We start from the raw sequence: 19924 nt of genomic DNA on the forward strand, positions 1-19924 counted from the left end.
CCAACAGCCCCCTACCGCACCACGAACCGCACGTGATCGACCCAGGTGTCGAAGGTGAAGGCGAAGATCGGCACCACCACGATGTGGCGGATCTGCAGACGGACCCGCCCGTCCGCCGAACGCACGTACTTCGCCGCGTCCAGCCCGTTCACGTTGGTGATGACATCCGTCTGACCCACGGCGTAGCTGCCCACCTGCTCGAACAGGCTGGTGTTCCAGTTCTGCAGCATCACCCGCCCGATCCCCGTCTGGTGGCTGATGCGGGTCTCGATGCGCACATCCACCGTGGTGGGGTTCACCGCACTGGTCTGCCCTTCCACGCGCAGGAACATGCTGTGCAGATCGGTGAAGGTCTGCCCGAAGCCGCTCTTCACCCGCATGGCCGCATCATCCGAGGCGTGCAGATCCTGGAAGGTGCCCGAGATCAGCGTGCCCCGCGACACCACCGCGTTGATGACCGTGGTGTTGGCGCAGGCGAAGGTCTCCACGGTCACGGCGTCGATGGCCGCCTCCGTCACCGAGTCGTTGGGGTTGTCGGTGGCGCTGAAGCGGATTCGCATCTGGCTGGTGGGCGAAAGGAAGTCCTGCACCCGGAAGCGGTGCGCCTGCCAGCCGTCGAAGTGGCCCACGCTGTCGATGAGCGTCCAGGTCTGGCCGTCATCGTTGGACAGGTGCGTGTCCAGCCGGTCGATGTCGCGGTCATCGTTGGTGAACCAGCGGGCGTAGGAGATGAAGTGGTCGCCCTCGCCCGAGAGGTCGAAGCGCGGCGAGATGAGCCGCGTGGGCCCGCCATCCACGTCGCTGTTGCCGGCCCGGTTGCCGGTGAGGTAGCAGGCGCCGGAGCCGTCGAAGTCGGAGACCGGGTCGCCGCGGCTGCCGTCGCCGGCGGGCACGCCGCGCTCCCAGGCGCCGTCGGTCAGGTTCTCGTTGACCACGGTCCAGCCCTGGTCGGTCTGGAAGTCGTCGCTGAAGACCAGCCCCACCACGGCCCAGGCGTCGGCGGAGAAGAAGGAGCCGGGGGCGTTGAGGGGGTCGCGCACCACGGTGTTCTGGGTCGATTCCGCGCTCACGTAGTACTTCACCGTCGAGCCGCACGGCGCGGAAGGGAACGTCGCCTCGTAGAGGTGATCGCCCAGGTGCGTCATGGGGAACGGCTCGAACGATCCGCCGCCGCGATCGACATGAAGCACGGCGGAGTCGGCGCGCGGCGTCTCGCTCTCGCCGCTCACCTGCACGCGGAAGGTGGTTCCGCCCGCGGTGTCGATGATGCCAGGCCGCCCGTCGGGATAGGTGAACGACAGCGCCGGGAGCGATTCGAGGATGCTGAACCGCCCCACCCAGGTGCGCCAACTTGTCGTGCGGTACTCGTGGTGGTTCCAGAAGGCGGAGGGATCGGCGGGATCTTCTTCAATGCCGCTGTAGTCACCCCAGCGGCTGCCAGTTTCAGGCGAGGTGCTGACCTGCTGCATCACCGGTTCGCGGAGCGTGCCGGGCGTGTCCGTGGGAATCCGGAACGTGCGCTGCACGGAGATGTATTCCTGCGACGAGGAGCGGTTGAAGGCGATGGCCATGCGGCCCTGGGCGTCCACGTGGATGTCGGCGAACCAATTGTGAACCCCGGGTCCGAGATTCTGCGTCCCCCACTCGGCCAGCACGGGGTTCTGCCCGCTCGACGGCCAGCCGTTCATCTGCACGCGATACCAGCGGACGCGCGCGGTGGCGTCCTCGCCGATGGTGTGCGCGAGGTACAGCATGCCGTTGCGATAGACGCCATTCTTGATGCGCACGTCGATGGTGTCGGCCCGGTTGGTCGTGCCCAGTTGATCCGCGTCGGGCGGCTGGGCGAAGGCGGGCACCGTGAGGTTGAAGGTGTCTCGCACCGGGTTGGTGAGCGGCGTGCGGATCGAATCGATCTGGATGGTGGTGCTGGAGCCGGAGAATGCGGTGGCGAAGTACTGCGGGCGCGGGCCGGCGTCGTAGGCCTTCACCGTTCCGAGCGAGCGAACGTTGTTGCTCGTCCGCACGACGTTGGGCGTGGTGGGCAGTCCGTCGAGCAGATCGCTCTTGCGGAAAATGTGGATGTGGTTGCCGCGCGGCGTGTTGAAGTAGTCGCACGTCACGTACACCGCGTTCGTGCCCACCCCCAGGTTGGGGAAGTCGATGAAATCGCCCACCGACGTCATGTCGAAGCGGTACTTATGCCAGGTTCCATTGGGGTCGCTGTCGTCCGACACGGCGATGAGGATCAGGTCTTTCTGATCGTCGCTGTGCTCGGTGGCGGCGACGATGTAGCGGCCGCTGAACACGTCGTAGAGCGCCACGGGGTCGAAGACGAAGGAAGTCGCCCCCACCTCGCCCCAGAAACCGTTGCTGCCCGCGATGGGTTGGTCAAAGAGCAGCGTGCCGTCCTTGGTGAAGAACCGGATGCCACCGTTCACCACCACCACGATGTGATTCGGTCCGACCGCGATATCCGGATCGGGCGGCGTCCATCCCGTGGCCTGGAAGCCGATGAATCCAAAGTCGGGCCCCGGGTTGAGCGGGTTGACGTCCGGCGGATCGGGAATGAAGAAGGGATCGAATTCGGGCGGGACGGCTCCGGCGGTTGCAGCATCACGTGACGCCGCGCTCGCCAGCAGCGCCGGATCGATGGTCGGTTCGCCCGTGAGAGAAGACGCCTCTGGTCGATCGGCGTCGTTCAGCCGCGCCACCGCTAGAGGCCGCAGCGTCGAGAGCGCGACGCCCGTCGAATCGGCGCCGGTGTCGCCCTGCCAGGCGACGACGAGCGCGCCGTCGGCGGACCACAGCGCCCGACGGGCGGGCGAGGCGATGGTGAGGGTCTGACGCCCCTCGGTTCGCGCGTGAACGACCACGGGGCCGGCGGCGACGCGACCATCCGCCTCGAACACCACCGCCGCCACGTCGCTGGGGGTTGCGGGACTGCGGACCAGGGCCTGCGGATCGGGCTCTCCCTCGCGGTTGGCGAGGACGGCGAATCGGCCATCCGCCGCGCACGCCACCGCCACGCCGCTGAGCCATCCGTCATGGGCGAAATCCACGGTCGTTGTCGAGCCGATGGGTTCGCCGTCGGCCGCGAAACGCCGCAGGCGCACCTCGTACGCGGCCCGATCGGCGCGGCTCATCCACGCGATGACGAATCGCCCCGACGCATCGGCGTCGATCGACGGCTCCACGTCGAACGATTCCCCGGGGGACGCCACGACCAGAGGTTCGCCCAGCGGCGCACCGGTGCGGTCGAGTCGCCGGGCCATGATGCCGGCCGGGCGGCCCTGAGCATCGCGCTGCGCCCAGGCCACTACGAATCCACCATCCGGCAGCACCGCCGGAGCGGGCAGCCAGTGATGTCCTTCCCCGCTTCCGATCGTGATCTCATCCGAGACTGGTCGCCCGTCGGCGTCGAAGAGGCGCGCTGAGGCAATCTGACGATCGTCGCACACGCCCGTCCAGCAGACGATGGCCCGGTCGCCCGAAGTCGCCACGGCGGGGCGCAACTGGTCGCCCGCGGTGCGCTGGTTCACCAGCATCTCGTTCCCGAGCGGGCTGAACACGCCTTCCTTCACGGCGAATCGGCGCAGCACGATGCCCGCGCCATCGCCATCCTGCTCGAAGGACTGCCACGCCACCCACGCAACGCCCCGCGAATCAAACGCCGCAGCGGGAACCTCCTGGTTGTTAGGCGCGAACTGATTGAGATGGAGCTCGCCTTCGATGGCGCGCCCCTCGGCATCGATCAGTCGGCCGTAGATGCCGAACGTGCCGGCCTCCTGACGTCGACTGCCCCATGCCACGAGCGATCGTCCCGAGCCGTCGATCGCCACCGTCGGCGCTTCCTGAGCGTTGTAGGTGTAGACGTTGACGGGGACATCGACGCACCGCAAGGGATCGGTTGCAGGCGACTTCGGGTGTTCCCCCGCGCCAACCAAGGCCAGCGCCCCGGCCAGGAAGCCCGATGCCCCCAACGAAACCGACGCCACCTGCGACTGCTTCATGCCTCTCTCCTTTGGCCTTCACCCCCTTTCGAGCCGGGTGCTGGTACGGCGGAGCGTCCACAACGTTCCGCGTTCTGCGAACTTGGCCACGTGCCAGCCCGAACTGCTTCACACGCGGGCTGGAGTCTGAGGATCTCCAGCGGCTGACGACTTCTGCCTCTGTGAATGTGGATAACCCGTGGACAACCTGTAGCGCGTTTGTCAGCAACCCCACTTCACCGACCTATTCGATCTGATGTGGGTGATTCGGTGCTACACTCAATATCCAGTGGTTCGACCGCCCCGGAGGCGGAATCAGGGACGGTCGTCGCAACCTGTTCGAGGATGCTGTCATCATGAAGGTCATCTGCGATCGAAGCGCGCTGGCGGAGGCATTGGGCATTGTGTCCGGCGTGGTGGTGCCCCGGACGCCCAAGCCCGTCTACGCCTGCGTGAAGGTCTCCGCCCCCGAGCCGCGCGGGCGCGTGACGCTCATCGCCACCGACGGTGAGATTTCACTGACGCTCAACGTCGACCAGGTCAGCGTGGAAAAGCCCGGCGAAGGGTTGATTCCGGCGGACAAGTTCCTGCAGATCGTCCGCGCCTCGACCGACCCCACCATCACCATCGAGGTGAAGGACAGCACCGCCCATCTTCGCGGGACGGACTCGCATTTCACGGTCTACGGGTTCGACGCATCGGAGTTCCCGGCGGTGCGCCCCTTCGACGCCGAGAAGGCCGATTGTGAAGTTCACGCCGGCACCCTGCAGAAACTCGCCTCGCGCACGCTCTTCGCCACCGCCACCGAGAGCAGCCGCTACGCCATCAACGGCGTGCTCTTCGATCGCAAGGGGAAGAAACTGCGCCTGGTGGCGACGGACGGCCGCCGTCTGGCCGTGGCCTCGAGTTCCTGCACGCCGACGGCGGAAGGCAACGCCTCGTGCATCATCCCCAGCAAGGTGCTGCGGCTGGTGACGCGGCTGATCGACGATCCGGACGCCACGGTGCGCATCGCCATCGACGAGTCAACGATCCAGTTCGCCATCGGCGAGGGCGCGGACGCGGCGGTGCTGACGGGCAACCTGGTGGAAGGCGCGTTCCCACCCTTCGAGGACGTCATCCCCCGCGATCACGACAAGAAGATCACATTCTCCACCGCCACCCTGTCCAGCGCGGTGCAGCGGGCGGCCCTGCTCACTAACGAGGAATCCAAGGGCGTGCGCATGTCCTTCCGCACGGATGGACTGACGCTCACCAGCCGCGCGCCGGAAATGGGCGAGGCGCAGATCGAGGTGGATCTGGCCGACTACAAGGGCACGCCCATCGAGATCGGCTTCAACCCCGGCTTCCTGCTCGACGCCCTGAAAGTCGTGGACGAGAATCAGGTGATCGTGGAGCTCAAGGAGCCAAGCAAACCGGGCGTCATCAAGGCGGGCAGCGAGTTCACCTACGTGGTGATGCCCGTGAATCTGCAATAGCGGAAGGCGTCAAGGCGTCAGGGCATCGAGACGGCGGATGTTCGTTGGCGCGGGGCGGCGCGGGTTGGTGGTCATTTGCGCTCGCATCGGTTCTTCATGTTCTCGTCCCAGTTGCGGCCAGGAGAGGCGTAGCCCGTGCCTCTTCGATCCTCACCGCGACTGCCCTGACGTCGTGGCGGCCAGGCGCGTGGCCCGCGCCGCGTCGAGTGCCTCCATCACCTGCTGGGGCGTGTAGGCGTTGGCCTGCCACGGCTCATCCACGCCCGGCGTGTAGATGACCAGCAGGGGGATGCCCGTGCGGCCCAGGTCGCGCAGCATTCGCCAGCCGGGGGCCTCGGTGCTGGTCAGGTCCACGGTGAAGCTGACCACGTCCTTGCTCCCCAGCGCGGTGCGCACGGGGTCGCGGTTGAGCACCGAGGCCTTGAGAATCTTGCAGTTGATGCACCACTCGGCGGTGAAGTCGAGCACCACCACGTGACCCGCCTCTCGCGCCGCCTGAAAGGCGGCGGGTGTGAACTCGTTCCATACGCCCGTTGCGTAGGCGCCGCCGGAGTCGGCCCTGGCCTCCTCCATCGCCAGCCAGTTGAAGCGGGCCTTGGCCGTCGAGTCCAAGGCGTACAGCGTGGCGGCGGCCCCCAGCAGCACGCCCACCAGCAGAAACGAGAGTCGCGGAAGCGGCTTCTTCGAGATCTGGAACGTCCGCACGACCAGCCACAGCCCGGCGATGGAGACGAACACCGCCACCGCCCACCAGTGGAGCTGCCGGGCCATGTAGGGCTTCTCGCTGACCAGCGCGATCAGCCCCGCGCCGATGAAGTACGCCGCGGCGGCGATCAGCAGAAGCCCCATCACCTGCTTGACCAGTTCGCTGGCGGGGCCGGTGCGGGGGATCTTGTTCACCAGCCCCGGCCTGGCGGAAAGCACCAGGTACGGAGCCGCCATGCCGATGCCCAGCGATGTGAAGATCAGGATGATCGTCGCGGGCGGCAGCGTCGCCGAGCCCGCCAGCAGCGCGCCGGCCACGAAGCCGAAGCACGGCAGACCCAGCACCGCGGTCATGACGCCGAACATGAATGAACCGCCGGGGGAATCCGCCTTGGGGTTGATGGCGTAGACCGACTGGGGTAGTTGAATCATGAACAGCCCCATGATGCCCAGCCCCATGATGCCGATGAGCGCCCCGATGCCCAGCGTGAGCCACCAGATGCCGAACAGACGGGAGGGGTCGGCCAGCGTCGTGAAGAACGCCGCGGGCACACCGATGGCCACCCAGAAGGCCACCACGCCGAGGGCCATCCACAGCCCGAGGACAAGACTCTTCCCCGGCGAGCCCGCGTGCTGGCTGATCGTGAGAATCTTGATGGGAATGACGGGTAGCACGCAGGGCGTGAGGTTGAGGATGAATCCGCCCAGCACGGAGAAGAGCAGCAGCAGCACGGTGCCCAGCGCACCGGAGGTGTCCGGCAGTTCATAGCCGAAGAAGGTGGGGCGAGGGGTCGTCGCGGGCGGAGTCGTGCCGCCACCCTGTGTCGGCGCGGCGCCGGGCGTGTCATGTCCGGTGAGCGCGGGGGGTGCGATTGGTCCCGTGCCGTCATCCGTCGCGTTCGTACCGCCGGCTGATGGCGGCGCGGGTGAGCCGTGGCGCGGGATCGCCGCGAACAAGTCGCGCTTCCACGGCTCCAGATGTGATCCGGGTTCGCCCGCGGGTTCCGCGGCGACCACCAGCGTTCCCCGCACCACGGCTTCCTTGGGCATGTCGCAGACCAGCGGGTCGCAGGCCTGATACGTGATGCTCGCGGTGAAGGGATACTCACCCGGACTCGCTCCCGCCGGGGCGCGCACGGGAATGGCGACGAGGATCGTGCCCTCGTATCCCTTGACCTCCTGAACGAACTCGCCCTCGCCCGCGAGAAACGTGTGCGACTTCGGCCAGCGGATGTCGCCGGCTGTGAAGCCATCAGGGAGCGTGAGCGCGATGGAGGTGGCGATGAAACCGCCGGATTCATCGCCCGATCCCGCCCCGGCCTGAATGTGCCAAGTGGGGGCCATGTGAAGGATGACGCCCAGCGTCGCCTGGCCGCCTGGCGCGATCGATGGCTCGTGCCACGCCACGTCGGCCTTCACGCGCTCACCCGGCGCGAACGTGACCGTCGGGGGTGCGGAGGGCGGCGGGGCGCGATGCCGCGCCAGCGTCCGCTCGAACAGCCCGGAGAGCACGACCACGTCCACGCCCGGCACGTCGGAGCCGGGGGGCAGCACTTCCAGCGTGGCGCGAATCGCGCGCGTGGTGGGAAAGTCGCAGGTCGAGTCATCGCACGCCTGGTATTCGACGGTCAGGTCAAAGGAGTACTCGCCCGGCGACGCCGCCGCGGGAACGGTGATGGGCGTCAGGGCCGCGATCATGCCCTCGTACCCGGCCAGGGTCTGGGCGAACTCCCCCTCACCAAGCGTGAACTGAACCGCCTCGGGCCAGAGGGTCTTGCCGATCGACCACCCCGACGGGCCGGTGATCCTGATGGACGTGGGTATCGCCCCGGGACGTTCATCTCCCGATCCGACGCCCGCCTGAATGTGCCAGTGCGGCTCGATGTCGAACACCACGCCCAGATGAACGGTCATGCCCGGCGTGGCCTGGGCGGGGCTCCATGCGTGCGTGACAATCGCCCGATGCGAGCCGTCCGGCGCCTCCTGGGCCGCCGCGAACATCCCCGGCAGCGCGACGGCGACAAGGGTGGAAAGCGTCAGCAACAGTCGTCGCACAAACATGGGCATGGTGGTGTTCTCGGGGCCGAAACCGGCGGTGACGCAAAGTATATGAAGCGGGGGACGACCCCTCCGAACCGGATGAGCAGCCGGACGGCATGGCCTGACAATTCGAACAGGCGGATCGTGGGACGACTGACGCCCCGTGATGTGGGTTCAACGCCGCACGGACGACGGGTATTCCGATGCCGTCGGCGAACCCGCGTTTCAAGGGCGGCCGATCGGCGATCCGATGAGGGTGAGGCGGTGGAGGGAGACGACGTCAGCCGTGGGGCATCGGGAAGTTGGATTCCCGCGCCCAGCACCCAACACGCAGCACCTGGCACAGTCATGCCCGACACCATGCCCCAAGCTGACCTTGAGACGCTGCTCAGCGCGGTGGAATCGGGCGCGGTCGATGACGGGTCATCCGGACAGCAGATCTTCTCGCGTCATCGACGTTCGCTCGAAGATGTGGAGATCCGGACCTACGACTTCAAGCGGCCCGAGCGCATCAGCAAGGACCAGATTCGCGCGCTGATGACCCTGCATGACACGTTCGCCCGCTCGTTCGGGGCGGCCATGTCCGGCTACCTGCGCACGATCGTCGAAGTGAACGTGGCGCAGGTGGAGCAGATGACGTACTTCGAGTTCATCGACGCCCTGCCCAACCCCACCAGTTTCGCGGTGGTCAACGTCAAGGCGCTCGAGGGCATGATGTGCCTGGAGATCAGCCCGCTCATCATCTACCCGATCCTCGATCGGCTCATGGGAGGAACCAGCGCGGAGCTGTTCATCCCGCCGCGCCCGATGACGGTGATCGAGAGCCGCCTGATCCGACAGATCCTGGTGCGTGCCGTCGCGGCGCTCACCGAGGCGTGGTCGGACATCCACAGGACCGACTTCGCGCTGGGCGAGATCGAATCGAACCCCCAGTTGGTGCTGATCGTGCCGCCCAACGAGGTGGTGGTGGTGGTGCGGTTCGAGATCCGCATGGCCAAGCGCGCGGGCACGATGTCGCTGTGCATCCCCTTCAACGTGATCGAGCCGGTGATGCAGCAGTTGTCGGCCCAGTCGTGGTTCAACGCGGCGCGGGCCAGAAACCAGCCGACCTGGGAGCGGGCCATCGCCTCGCACCTGACCGACGCCGGACTGGAACTGACCGCCACGCTGGCGGAGACGACCATCACCCTGTCGGACCTGGAGCGGCTTGAGCCGGGCGACCTCATTCTCACCGAAAAGCCCGCCGAGGAGCCCATCGTGGTGTCCGTGGAAGGACGCCCCAAGTACCTCGCCCGTCTGGGTCAGGTCAAGGGCAAGCGGGCCGCGCAGATCGTGCGCCCCATCGAGCCGGGCGACCGGGTGTGACTCCCCCGCTCCTCGTCGCGTCATTCGCGGGCAATTCAATGTGCTGGACCTTCGATCCGACCGATCCTAGTATCTGATTCGATTCCGTGGACGTTTGTTCGCCATCGGATCCGAACCATGCACCGATGGCTTGAACGACGCGTCCGCGTCTGAGCACATGCCGGTCAGGGCCTCCGGAAGCCCGAATACTCCGGATGTGAAAGCGTTCTCCATGACATTCGCTGATCTCGGGCTCTCGGAGCCCATCCTGCGGGCTGTCGCCGCCGACGGCTACTCCTCGCCCACTCCCATCCAGGCGCAGGCCATTCCCCTGGTGCTGGCCGGACGCGACCTGTTCGGCTGCGCCCAGACGGGCACGGGCAAGACGGCGGCGTTCGCGCTGCCCATCCTGCACCGACTGACGGCGGCGCCGCGCCGTTCCGGCGCGGGCGCCTCGCCCGGTGCGCCGCGCGTGCTGGTGCTCGCCCCCACGCGCGAACTGGCCTCGCAGATCGCCGAGAGTTTCCGTGCCTACGGGCGACACCTGAGGCACCGCGTGGCGGTGATCTTCGGCGGCGTCAACCAGCACCACCAGGTCAAGGCGCTGCAGCGCGGCGTGGAGATCCTTGTCGCCACGCCGGGCCGGCTGCTCGACCTGATGGGACAGGGACACGTGGACCTGCGGACCGTCGAAGCGCTCGTCCTCGACGAGGCCGACCGCATGTTCGACATGGGGTTCATTCACGACATCCGCAAGGTCGTCGGGCGCCTCCCCCGCCAGCGCCAGACGCTGCTGTTCAGCGCCACCATGCCGCGGGAGATCCGCGCCCTGGCGGAGGCGATTCTGCGCGACCCCGCCTCGGTGCAGGTCACGCCGGTCGCCACTCCCGTCGAGACGATCGAGCAGTCGGTCTACCACGTGCCGCACAAGCGCAAGCCCGCGCTCCTCAAGCACCTGCTGCAACGGGGCGACGCCGGGCGCACCATCGTCTTCACCCGCACCAAGCACGGGGCAGACAAGGTCGTGCGCGAACTGGTTCGCTGCGGCATCCCCGCCGAGGCGATTCACGGCAACAAGAGCCAGAACGCCCGCACCCGCGCGCTGGAGCGATTCAAGAGCCAGTCGCCGCCCGTGCTGGTGGCCACCGACATCGCCTCGCGCGGGATCGACGTGGACGGCGTGACGCACGTCATCAACTTCGATGTGCCACACGAACCGGAAACCTACGTTCACCGCATCGGGCGCACCGCACGAGCCGGAGCGTCGGGCGTGGCGGTGTCGTTCTGCGACCACGCCGAGCGGTCGGACCTGGTGTCGATCGAGCGTCTCATTCGACGCACGATCGTGGTGCGGAACGATCATCCCGTCTACGACGAGGCCGAGATGACCTTCCACGCGGGTGAACGCCGCGCTCCGAGCGAGCGTCCCCGCCACGATCACCGCGGAGGCGGACGCCGCAGTGGTCCACCCCATCGCGGGGGCAACCGGCCCGAGGGATCGGGTCGGGCGGGTCACCGCGCCGCTCCTCGGTCGAGCAGCACGAACGGCGGCGCGGCGCGGTCGCATGACGCCGCCCGGTCGGAGGCGCCCGCGTCCGGCCCTGGGCGCTCACTCCATCGCAACGGACGCGGAGGGCCCCGTCGCGGCTGGCGGTGACGCGATGACGACGAACCTGAACTGACCGCGGTGCGAATGCGCCGGCTCACTCCGCCCTGGCGGATCGGCCCGCGTCGTCGCGTGATGACTGGTCATCACGTTGGTCGGACGCGCCGGGCGCCTCGCGTGGCTCGACCGCCTGCTCGCGCCGGCGCCTGGCGTCGGATCGGTTGATGTGCAGCATCATCAGCCCCATGCCCACGAGGAGGAGCACGTCCGCCACGTTGAACACCCAGGGGAAGAGCTCATCCGCCCCACCCGGCCAGGACCAGCCGAACGGCAGGTGACGATCCGGCAGCATGTGCAGGAAGTCGCGCACCGCGCCGTGCTGCCACCGGTCGTAGAGATTGCCCACGCCGCCCGCCAGAATCAGCCCCAGCGCCACATGGGCCAGACGGTGGCGATCCAGCGTCCACCGGGCGAAGAGCAGCATTCCCACGGCGATGGCGACGCCCGTGAACGCGATGAAGAAGCCGCGCTTCTGCTGGCCGATGCCGAACACCGCGCCGCGATTGATGACCAGGCGGAAGTTCAGCAGTCGCCCGGGGACCGCCGTCTTCGGCTCATGTCGCGGAATGGGGTTCCATTCGGGATGCGCCAGCAGATACTCGCGATCCCACGTCACCGGGACGCCCGCAATGGTGCGGAACGACCACGCCTTGGTCCAGAGGTCGGCGGTCAACCCGACGCCGAAGACAAGCAGCAGGGTGGCCCAGGCCGCGGGCGAATGAAACGCTCGACGGGGAGCGGGCGTCGGTGTGTCCGGCGAGGTGGTCACGTCACACCGCCTGGCCGCTCTCGATGAGCCGCACCGCCTCGATGGTGTACTTGGCCCACGGCTTGGCGTTGAGGCGCGCCTTGGGAATCGGCTTGCGCGTCAGCAGACAGACGCCGTACGTCTTGTTCTCGATGCGCTGCAGGGCCTCGTCGATCTCGCGGATGAGCTTGCGGTCGCTCTCGGCGAGGGAGAGCATGAAGTCCTGGTCGTAGGCGTCGCTGCCCACGTCCGCCATGTGGATGGGCATGTGCGAGAGATTGCCGCCTTCGGAGCGGAGCGCCTGGTCCTCCTTGGCGCTCAGGTCACCCATCTTCTGGGCACGCAGCGTCAGCAGCATCTGTCGATAATGCTCCAGCTCCTGCTTGTTCAGGTGCGTGCGAATGGGCTTGGCGTCCTCGATCTCCTTCTCGGCGGCGGCCTGCGCCGCGGCGGCGGCCTCCTCCTTCGATGGCTTCTTCTTCTCGCCCGGCTTGGGCACGATCACGCGCACCCGGCGCCCGTTGAGCATCACGTACCCGTCCTTGTCCGGGGCCCCCGCAGCAGCCAGCGACGGCGCCACGCCCGAGGCCACCGCCTCGGCCACCGCGGCGGCGGCCTTGGCCTTCTCGGCCCTGGTCATTCGGACCTTGGACGGCTTGCCCGTCGCCATTTCCCTGGCGGGCGCCTTGGCGCTGGCTTGCGGCGTCGGTTTCGATCGCTCCTTGGTCGGCGCCGGAGGAGCCGCCTTGCCAGGCGCCGCCTTCTTGCCGACAGTTTTCGGCGGCTTGGTTGCGGCGACGGGCTTGGCGGGTTTCTTCTTTGACCCACCACCGGCCTGTTTCGCCTTGGCGGAGGCCGCCTTGCCCTTCCTGGGCGACTTGGTCGGGGCGGATCGCTTCACGCTCGATTTGGACTTCGAGGTCGAGGAGCGGGCGGATTTCGATCGGGATTGCTTCTTTGCCACGGGTTCGGCTCCCGGAAATCGAATGGAAGTGCTTGCCAGATAAGCACTTGCGCAATAACAGCGCTCCGCGCCGGACGCCAATCGTAGGGTGTGGAGCACCGTTCGTCAACGTCCGCACCCCCGCGAGTCGATCGGTGATGTGATCATCCCCTGCTCGCGCCCTGGTCGGGACATGCCCGTCCTCGGACACCTACCCTCTCTCGCATGACGGCCATCACCCTGCAGGGACTGCGAAAACACTACGGTTCCGCCGTCGCGGTGGAGGATGTCGATCTGCTGATCCGGTCGCGCGAGTTGTTCTTTCTGCTCGGGCCGTCGGGGTGCGGCAAGACCACGCTGCTGCGCCTCATCGCCGGGTTCATCGAGCCGACCGCGGGAAGCATCCGCTTCGGCGAACGCGACGTCACCCGTCTGCCCCCCAACCGACGGAATGCGGGCATGGTGTTTCAGAACTACGCCCTCTGGCCGCACATGACCGTGGCGGAAAACGTGGCGTACGGGCTGAACGTTCGTCGCGTACCCGCCAGCGAGCGTGAGCAGCGCGTGCAGGAAGCCCTGCGCCTGGTGCAGATGCAGGACTACGCCCGCCGCAGACCCGGCCAGCTCTCCGGCGGGCAGCAGCAGCGGATCGCGCTGGCCCGGGCGCTGGTCATCCGCCCGGATGTGCTGCTGCTGGATGAGCCGCTCTCCAACCTCGACGCCAAGCTGCGGCTGGAGATGCGCGAACAGATCCGGCGCCTGGTGGATGAGACGGGGATCACCACCATCTATGTGACGCACGACCAGAAGGAAGCCCTGTCGATGGCCGACACCGTGGCCGTGATGCGCGCCGGGCGCGTGGTGCAGGTGGGTCCGCCGCGATCACTGTACGCGCGGCCTCGGTCGCGATTCGTGGCGGACTTCCTGGGCGAGACGAACTTCCTGCACGCGGTGGTCGCGGGCACGGATGGCGGGCGGCTGCTGCTCGACACGCCCGCCGGGCGTCTGGTCTCCACCGCGTTCGATGAGTCCACCCCACGAGGCGGGAACGTGACGCTGTCGATCCGTCCGGAGGCGCTGCGGTTGCTGGGGGGCGGGGAGCCGTCAGCCGTCAGCCGTCAGCAATCAGTCGCCAGCATTGGCTCGAAGGTTGGCTCGATTGTTCAGAAGCCCGTGTCGGACGCCGACACGCAGCCCACCACGACTCAGATGGGCTCAGTCGCTCGTCCCCAGTCCGCAGTCCAAGATCCGCTCAACGCCCTGCCCGTCACTCGTCGCCGGACGGTCTTCCTTGGCGAAACGGCTCAGCACACGGTGGAACTGGCGGACGGCACGCCGCTGCGCGTGCTTGAACTGAACCCCGCTGAAGCGCCGGCCCCATCCGACTGGTCGGTCGCCCCGCCCTCACAGTGGGTGTGGGTTGATCCGCGCGACGTGGTGATTCTGCCCGATTGAAGCCCTGGGGCGGCCGGGATGAATCCGACGAGGCGTTACCCGATCTTGACATCCCCCCGCGCGGGCCTATTGTTCGCGGTGCGCCCCTGCGGGGGTGTGGGACGTGTTTTTCATCGCAGTTTCCCGAATCCACCGAGGTGGAGCAATGCCTCGTCAGACTACGTTGGCCAAGCCCGGAGACGTCACGCCCCAGTGGCGGCATTTCGATGCCGATGGGCAGGTGCTGGGCCGGCTCGCCACCCGTATCGCCACCGTGCTCATGGGCAAGCACCGTCCGGAGTACACGCCCCACGTTCTCACGGGCGACATGGTGGTCGTCACCAACGCCGAGAAGGTCGTGATGACGGGCAAGAAGCTCGATCAGCGCGTCAAGACGCGATACAGCAACTACCCCGGCGGCCTGAAGGTGGAGACGTTCCGTCAGGTGCAGGCCAAGCACCCCCAGCGCCTCATCGAGGACGCCGTGCGCCGCATGGTGCCCAAGGGGCGGCTGGGCAAGAAGATCATGGGTCGGCTGAAGGTCTACGCCGGTCCGCAGCACCCCCATCAGCCGCAGCAGTTGATCGCCTCGAACTGACCGCCCGCGTGTGAAGCACCGTCATGAGTGACTCGACCGCCACCGTCGCCGCCCTCGCGCCTCGTATCAAGTCCGGCCCGGATCGTCAGGGCTGGTTCCGCGGCACCGGACGCCGCAAGACCGCCGTCGCCCGCGTGCGCATCAAGCCCGGGGCGGGCGCGATCCAGATCAACGAACGCGAACTCGACAAGTTCTTCACCGAGGATCGTGATCGCAAGAACATCCTCGCGGTGCTGGAGAAGACCGGCACGCACGGCAAGGTGGACGTGCAGGCCCAGGTGCATGGCGGCGGATTCACCGGACAGGCCGGCGCCATCGTGCTGGGGCTGGGCCGGGCGCTGAAGCGATACGACCAGTCGCTGGAGTCGATCCTCCGCGACAACGGCTTCCTGACCCGCGACTCGCGCGAGGTTGAGCGCAAGAAGGCCGGCCAGAAGGGCGCCCGCGGCCGCTTCCAGTTCTCCAAACGCTGAACCGCCAGCGACAACGACACGGCTCGTTCCGCCGCCGCCCAATCGGGCGGCGGTTTGCTGTGTGAACCGCGTTCATGGACGCGCCACCTCCACTCGTCTCCCGCGGCGACCACTACAATCCCGCCATGCTCCCCTGGTTCATCGCGGCGGCGGCGTATGTCGTGGGCTCCATCCCCTTCGGCTACCTGATCGGCCGGATGAAGGGCATCGACATCCGCCAGCATGGCTCGAAGAACGTCGGGGCCACCAACGTCACGCGCGTGCTCGGACGTCCGCTGGGGCTGACGTGCTTCGCACTTGACGTGGTCAAGGGGGCGGCGCCGGTTGCGATCGCGGGTGCCATGCTGGGCATGCTGGGGCGGCCGCTGGTGACGATGACTGGCGACGGCGCGCTCGTGGGAGAGTCAGCCATCACCGCAGGCGAAATGGGACTGTGGCTCCTGGTCGCGGCGGCCGCCATCGCGGGACACATGTACTCGGTCTTCCTCGGCTTCAAGGGCGGAAAGGGCGTGGCCACCGGCTTCGGGGCCATGCTGGGCATGTGGCCCCTGCTCACCTACCCCGCGCTGGGCGCGCTGGCGGTCTGGGTGGCGACGGTGATGGCGAGCCGTTATGTCAGTCTCGCCAGCATGACCGCCGCCTGCCTGCTGCCGCTCCTGACGGCGTTGTCGGCGTGGCTGATGTCGGGGAGAAGCGAGGGAATCACTCGGGCGTGGCCGTTGATCCTGGTGACGATTCTGCTCGCCGTACTGGTGGTGTGGAAACACCGGGGGAACATCGAGCGCCTGCGCGATGGGACGGAGCCGAAGATCGGGAGGCGGCTCGCCCAGGCCGGTGGAAGCGCCGGGAATCGCGGGTAAAATCGCCTTCGACCAGCACCTTGGGGATTGGTGTAACGGTAGCACGACTGGCTCTGAACCAGTTAGTCAAGGTTCGAATCCTTGATCCCCAGTTTCGCCGCCTCTCGGGCGGCGTTTTCGTATCGGTGGGCTGTCGCCCTCGGCTGTTGGCTCCTGGTTCCCGGCTGTCAGCCCCACTTCCCGACCCGCCTCCACCCGCCCTTCATCGAGCTCCATCATGCCCACCCAGACCGGCCGCCGCGTCTTTCGTGACCTGCCCTTCATGGGCGTCATCCGCGTGAACAACGAGGCCATGAAGGCCGGCTGGCGCATGGGCGACCCCAACTGGTCGAACCTGGGCCAGGGTCAGCCAGAGGTTGGTGTGATGGCCGGCGCTCCGCCGCGATTCGACACGCTGAAGATCGAACTGGGCGACCACGCCTACGGCCCGGTGGAAGGCGTGCCCGAACTGCGCGAGGCGGTCGCCGCCCACTACAACCGGCTGTATCGCAAGGGCATGAAGTCGCAGTACACGGCGGAGAACGTGGCCATCGCCTCGGGCGGTCGGCTGGCGCTCTCCCGCATCGGGGCCACACTGGACAACAACCGGCTGGGCTACTTCACGCCCGACTACACGGCCTACGAAGACCTGATGACCACCTTCACGCGGATCGACCCCTTCCGCATCGAGCTCAAGCCGGAGGACGGCTTCCGCATCGCGCCGCCGGACCTGGAGCGCCTCGTCGTCGACCATGACCTTGGCGCGCTCCTCATCAGCAACCCCTGCAACCCCACCGGTGTGGCGATCCACGGCGAGGAGTTGAACGCCTGGGTCGATCTGGCGCGGCGCAACGACATCGCCCTGCTCATGGACGAGTTCTACTCGCACTTCATCTTCAAGGACGGCGTCCCGGGAAGCGGTCCCGTCAGCACCGCGGCCTTCGTGGAGGACGTGAACGAAGACCCCGTCATCATCGTGGACGGACTGACCAAATGCTACCGCTACCCCGGCTGGCGCGTGGGCTGGGTGGTGGCGCCGAAGAACGTGATCCACAACCTGACGGCGGCGGGCAGCTTCCTCGATGGCGGGCCGTCGCGCCCCATCCAGCGGGCCGCCATCGCCGTGCTCGAGCCGTCACGGGCGGATCAGGAGACGAACGCACTGCGCACGGTGTTCGCCGAGAAGCAGCGGATCACCGTCGATCGCCTCACGGCGATGGGCGTGACCTTCCCGGCGAAGCCCGAGAGTACGTTCTATGTCTGGGGCGACGTGAGCGGCCTGCCCAAGCCGATCAGCACGGGCGAGGGCTTCATGCGGCACGGCATCCGCCACCGGGTGATGAGCGTGCCGGGCGACTACTTCGATGTGAACCCGCATCGGGCCCGCGAGGGCGAGTCGCCGCTCAAGTCGTTCGTGCGTTACTCGTTCGGCCCGCCGAAGGACAACCTGGTCGCGGGGCTGGACCGGCTGGCGGAAATGGTGAAGTCGTTCCGCTGAGATCGAGCCGATCGCGGCGCGATTGCTCAGCGAGCCGCGACCGTGAGGAAGCGGGTTCATCCAGGCCCGTGCCCCGAGGGCATGACACGCGCGGAATCTCGAACGAATCACTTTCTTGCGGCATCAATGTTCATTCGCCTCCGGCTCGCCCGGCCGGGGCGTGTGCATCGCGTCGTCCCCCGGCCTGATGACCTTGACCACCGGGGGTTCGCCCGGCTGGGGCAGCTGGATCGTGATCGCGTTCGGATCAGGTCTCCACTTCGGATCCCATGGTCGTGGAGGCGGCTGGGCGACGAAGTCCCACCCCGGCAACTGCTTCACCTGCTCCGGCGTCAGCAGCACCCGGAGCAGGGCCAGTTGATCCTGGTTCATCCGCTCGCGCTGCCTGCCGATCTCGAGCAGTTCATCCCACAATGAGATGATCGGCTCGTTCTTGAGCGAGGCGCGGCGGCGCTTGAAGATTGACTCGCACATCCGACGGCTGAGCCGGTCGTGGTCGAACCGGAAACTGTCGCGCAGGCCCTTGATGGCCGCCCTGGTGTTGTCATCCACGTCATCCAGTTTCAGGGCCGCGGCGTAGAGCGCCTCGGCGGTTCCGGGGTCGGGATACACCTCGGGGTAGGCCTCCCGCAGATACTTCGTCTCGATCGCCGCGTACTCCCTGGGAGCGAGCAGTTCCTTGAGTTCGGCGAGGAAGGTACGGTTGAAGTGGACGAGGTTGTCGGAGGGTGGGATGCTGAATCGACCAGACCGCTCTTCGATGCGACGCAGTCGCATCGCAATCTCGTTCCACTCCGGGGTTTGCGGCTTGTGCTGCTTCTGGAGCGCGAGAAGATTCAGACGCTCAGCCGTGTCGCCTTCCGCCAGCGATCTTGCTTCGTACGATGCGCGAATCAGACGCACAAACTCCGATTCATACAGGGCACTGACGTCCGCTCGAACCGCATCCGAGAGATTCGCGTCGTCGAGGAAAGCGAAGAGGTCCACATTGGCTTCCGGCAACACGCTGCGAGACCGCCGAAAGAGTTGACGATGACGCGCATGGTAAACACGGGCGAATCGATCAAACTGGTCAGGCGCCAGAATTGATTGAAGATCCCTGAAGAACCCGGCATCAAGCATGTCAAGATCTGCAAACACCTTGTCATGGAGCGCGGCAGATGCTTTGTAAAGCTCGACCGTTCGGAACTCGTGCTCTTCGGGTCGCCCGGCGGCGCGCATGTAGTCACTCTGTGCCGCCAGCCACATCCTGTACTGTGGGCGATAGTCGGTTTCGACGCGTGCCTGATAGTCATCAAGAAACGCCTTGGCAAGAGTCCTTTGATCCTCCGACAGTCGGACAATCTCGGCATAATACCACAGATCAGTTTCCTGTATCGGCCGCAACGCCTGCGCGCCCGTAACGGGCGCGCAGGCGTAGGATGCGAAAGCAATCATCGGTACCAGCGTACTCAGGCGCATGCCATCACCTCGCACTCGTGTTCGGAGCGGAAGTAGAGCCGATAGATCGGGCTGAAGCGGGCATCGACGCCGCCGCCGGTGCCGGGCGACGAGCCGCTGTTGCCGTTCTGGCCCGCATTGCCGTTGGAGCCCCCGCCCTGACATACCGCAGCCCCCGCCTGGCCACCCGCGCCGCCAGCTCCGGGCGTGCCCGTCCCGCGTGAGTCACCGCCCCTCCCGCCGTTCCCGCCGTCGCCGCCGTTCTTGCCGTCGCCACCTTTGCCGCCATTGCCGCCGTTCCCACCGTTGCCGTTGGTCGCCCAGACAGGCGTCCCACCATTGCCTCCCCGGCCGCCGCTGCCGCCGACGCCGTCCGGGCAGCAGCCGGTCCCACCGTCACCACCGCGCCCACCGTTACCGCCGTGACCAACCGTCACCGAAGCGGTGATGCCGCCGTGCCCCCCGCGACCCCCGTCACCGGCCTGATATCGACCGTCACCTCCGCGGCCTCCGTCGCCGCCATTCCCGCCAGCGGTTCCGCCCCAGTTGCCGAACCCGGAACCACCATCTCCTCCATCACCGCCGGTGCCGCCCGTGAATGGGTAGTTCTCAGAGCAGTCTCCCCAGCCATCGCCGCCTTGACCCCCCTTCCCTCCCGCCAGCCATCCGGGTCCCCCGTCCCCACCATCGCCTGCATCGTTGTCCAGGGACGTGCCGTTTCCGCCATTT

Annotated in this window: 14 protein-coding genes and 1 tRNA gene; 9 read left to right on the forward strand and 6 right to left on the reverse strand. The window is 67.2% G+C overall.

The window, feature by feature from the left end:
- Window positions 1-11 precede the first annotated feature (11 nt).
- A complete protein-coding gene (locus HRU76_02945) occupies window positions 12-4010 on the reverse strand; it encodes a hypothetical protein (GenBank protein QOJ16609.1) in 3999 nt (1332 codons plus the stop codon).
- Window positions 4011-4345: 335 nt separating this feature from the next.
- Between HRU76_02945 and dnaN the strand changes: the two genes are divergently transcribed.
- Entirely contained in the window at window positions 4346-5467 is a 1122-nt protein-coding gene (dnaN, locus tag HRU76_02950; GenBank protein QOJ16610.1) for a DNA polymerase III subunit beta, read from the forward strand.
- Between the two features lie 150 nt (window positions 5468-5617).
- On the opposite strand, the gene HRU76_02955 is transcribed toward dnaN, so the two are convergent.
- Complete coding sequence (locus tag HRU76_02955) at window positions 5618-8239, reverse strand: thioredoxin family protein (protein QOJ16611.1); 2622 nt, start codon at window positions 8237-8239, stop codon at window positions 5618-5620.
- A 333-nt stretch (window positions 8240-8572) separates the two neighbouring features.
- Here HRU76_02955 and fliM point away from each other — a divergent pair, with 333 nt between their 5' ends.
- Together fliM and HRU76_02965 are read left to right on the forward strand one after the other, a co-directional pair.
- Window positions 8573-9577, forward strand: coding sequence for a flagellar motor switch protein FliM (fliM, locus tag HRU76_02960; protein ID QOJ16612.1), 1005 nt, complete (start codon window positions 8573-8575; stop codon window positions 9575-9577).
- 211 nt (window positions 9578-9788) lie between these two features.
- Window positions 9789-11213, forward strand: coding sequence for a DEAD/DEAH box helicase (locus HRU76_02965; GenBank protein QOJ16613.1), 1425 nt, complete (start codon window positions 9789-9791; stop codon window positions 11211-11213).
- Between the two features lie 46 nt (window positions 11214-11259).
- On the opposite strand, the gene HRU76_02970 is transcribed toward HRU76_02965, so the two are convergent.
- Window positions 11260-11991 (reverse strand): signal peptidase II, encoded by a 732-nt coding sequence (locus HRU76_02970; protein QOJ16614.1) that lies wholly within the window; start codon window positions 11989-11991, stop codon window positions 11260-11262.
- A gap of 1 nt (window position 11992) precedes the next feature.
- A complete protein-coding gene (locus HRU76_02975; protein QOJ16615.1) occupies window positions 11993-12871 on the reverse strand; it encodes a TraR/DksA family transcriptional regulator in 879 nt (292 codons plus the stop codon).
- Window positions 12872-13138: 267 nt separating this feature from the next.
- On the opposite strand from HRU76_02975, the gene HRU76_02980 reads away from it, so the two are divergent.
- From HRU76_02980 to HRU76_03005, 6 genes are all read left to right on the forward strand, one after another.
- Window positions 13139-14368 (forward strand): ABC transporter ATP-binding protein, encoded by a 1230-nt coding sequence (locus HRU76_02980; protein ID QOJ16616.1) that lies wholly within the window; start codon window positions 13139-13141, stop codon window positions 14366-14368.
- A 145-nt stretch (window positions 14369-14513) separates the two neighbouring features.
- Window positions 14514-14945 (forward strand): 50S ribosomal protein L13, encoded by a 432-nt coding sequence (gene rplM / locus HRU76_02985; protein ID QOJ16617.1) that lies wholly within the window; start codon window positions 14514-14516, stop codon window positions 14943-14945.
- A gap of 23 nt (window positions 14946-14968) precedes the next feature.
- Window positions 14969-15418, forward strand: a complete 450-nt coding sequence (gene rpsI, locus HRU76_02990) for a 30S ribosomal protein S9 (GenBank protein ID QOJ16618.1) — start codon at window positions 14969-14971, stop codon at window positions 15416-15418.
- A gap of 125 nt (window positions 15419-15543) precedes the next feature.
- Window positions 15544-16278, forward strand: a complete 735-nt coding sequence (gene plsY, locus HRU76_02995) for a glycerol-3-phosphate 1-O-acyltransferase PlsY (protein ID QOJ16619.1) — start codon at window positions 15544-15546, stop codon at window positions 16276-16278.
- Window positions 16279-16299: 21 nt separating this feature from the next.
- A tRNA-Gln gene (locus tag HRU76_03000) sits at window positions 16300-16370 on the forward strand.
- A gap of 125 nt (window positions 16371-16495) precedes the next feature.
- On the forward strand, window positions 16496-17755 hold the full coding sequence (locus HRU76_03005; GenBank protein ID QOJ16620.1) for a pyridoxal phosphate-dependent aminotransferase: 1260 nt from the start codon (window positions 16496-16498) through the stop codon (window positions 17753-17755).
- Between the two features lie 123 nt (window positions 17756-17878).
- Here HRU76_03005 and HRU76_03010 read toward each other — a convergent pair whose 3' ends face one another.
- Together HRU76_03010 and HRU76_03015 are read right to left on the reverse strand one after the other, a co-directional pair.
- Window positions 17879-18742 (reverse strand): hypothetical protein, encoded by an 864-nt coding sequence (locus HRU76_03010; GenBank protein ID QOJ16621.1) that lies wholly within the window; start codon window positions 18740-18742, stop codon window positions 17879-17881.
- A gap of 464 nt (window positions 18743-19206) precedes the next feature.
- Entirely contained in the window at window positions 19207-19632 is a 426-nt protein-coding gene (locus HRU76_03015; protein QOJ16622.1) for a hypothetical protein, read from the reverse strand.
- Window positions 19633-19924: the final 292 nt, after the last annotated feature.

The organism is Phycisphaeraceae bacterium (assembly GCA_015709595.1).
In the GTDB taxonomy this organism is placed as follows: Bacteria; Planctomycetota; Phycisphaerae; order Phycisphaerales; family SM1A02; genus CAADGA01.

Excerpts from the sequence above, each read along its gene's own strand:
- HRU76_02945 (QOJ16609.1), bottom strand. The coding sequence starts at position 4,010 with ATGAAGCAGTCGCAGGTGGCGTCGGTTTCGTTGGGGGCATCGGGCTTC.
- dnaN (QOJ16610.1), top strand. The coding sequence starts at position 4,346 with ATGAAGGTCATCTGCGATCGAAGCGCGCTGGCGGAGGCATTGGGCATT.
- HRU76_02955 (QOJ16611.1), bottom strand. The coding sequence starts at position 8,239 with ATGCCCATGTTTGTGCGACGACTGTTGCTGACGCTTTCCACCCTTGTC.
- fliM (QOJ16612.1), top strand. The coding sequence starts at position 8,573 with ATGCCCCAAGCTGACCTTGAGACGCTGCTCAGCGCGGTGGAATCGGGC.
- HRU76_02965 (QOJ16613.1), top strand. The coding sequence starts at position 9,789 with ATGACATTCGCTGATCTCGGGCTCTCGGAGCCCATCCTGCGGGCTGTC.
- HRU76_02980 (QOJ16616.1), top strand. The coding sequence starts at position 13,139 with ATGACGGCCATCACCCTGCAGGGACTGCGAAAACACTACGGTTCCGCC.
- rplM (QOJ16617.1), top strand. The coding sequence starts at position 14,514 with ATGCCTCGTCAGACTACGTTGGCCAAGCCCGGAGACGTCACGCCCCAG.
- rpsI (QOJ16618.1), top strand. The coding sequence starts at position 14,969 with ATGAGTGACTCGACCGCCACCGTCGCCGCCCTCGCGCCTCGTATCAAG.
- plsY (QOJ16619.1), top strand. The coding sequence starts at position 15,544 with ATGCTCCCCTGGTTCATCGCGGCGGCGGCGTATGTCGTGGGCTCCATC.
- HRU76_03005 (QOJ16620.1), top strand. The coding sequence starts at position 16,496 with ATGCCCACCCAGACCGGCCGCCGCGTCTTTCGTGACCTGCCCTTCATG.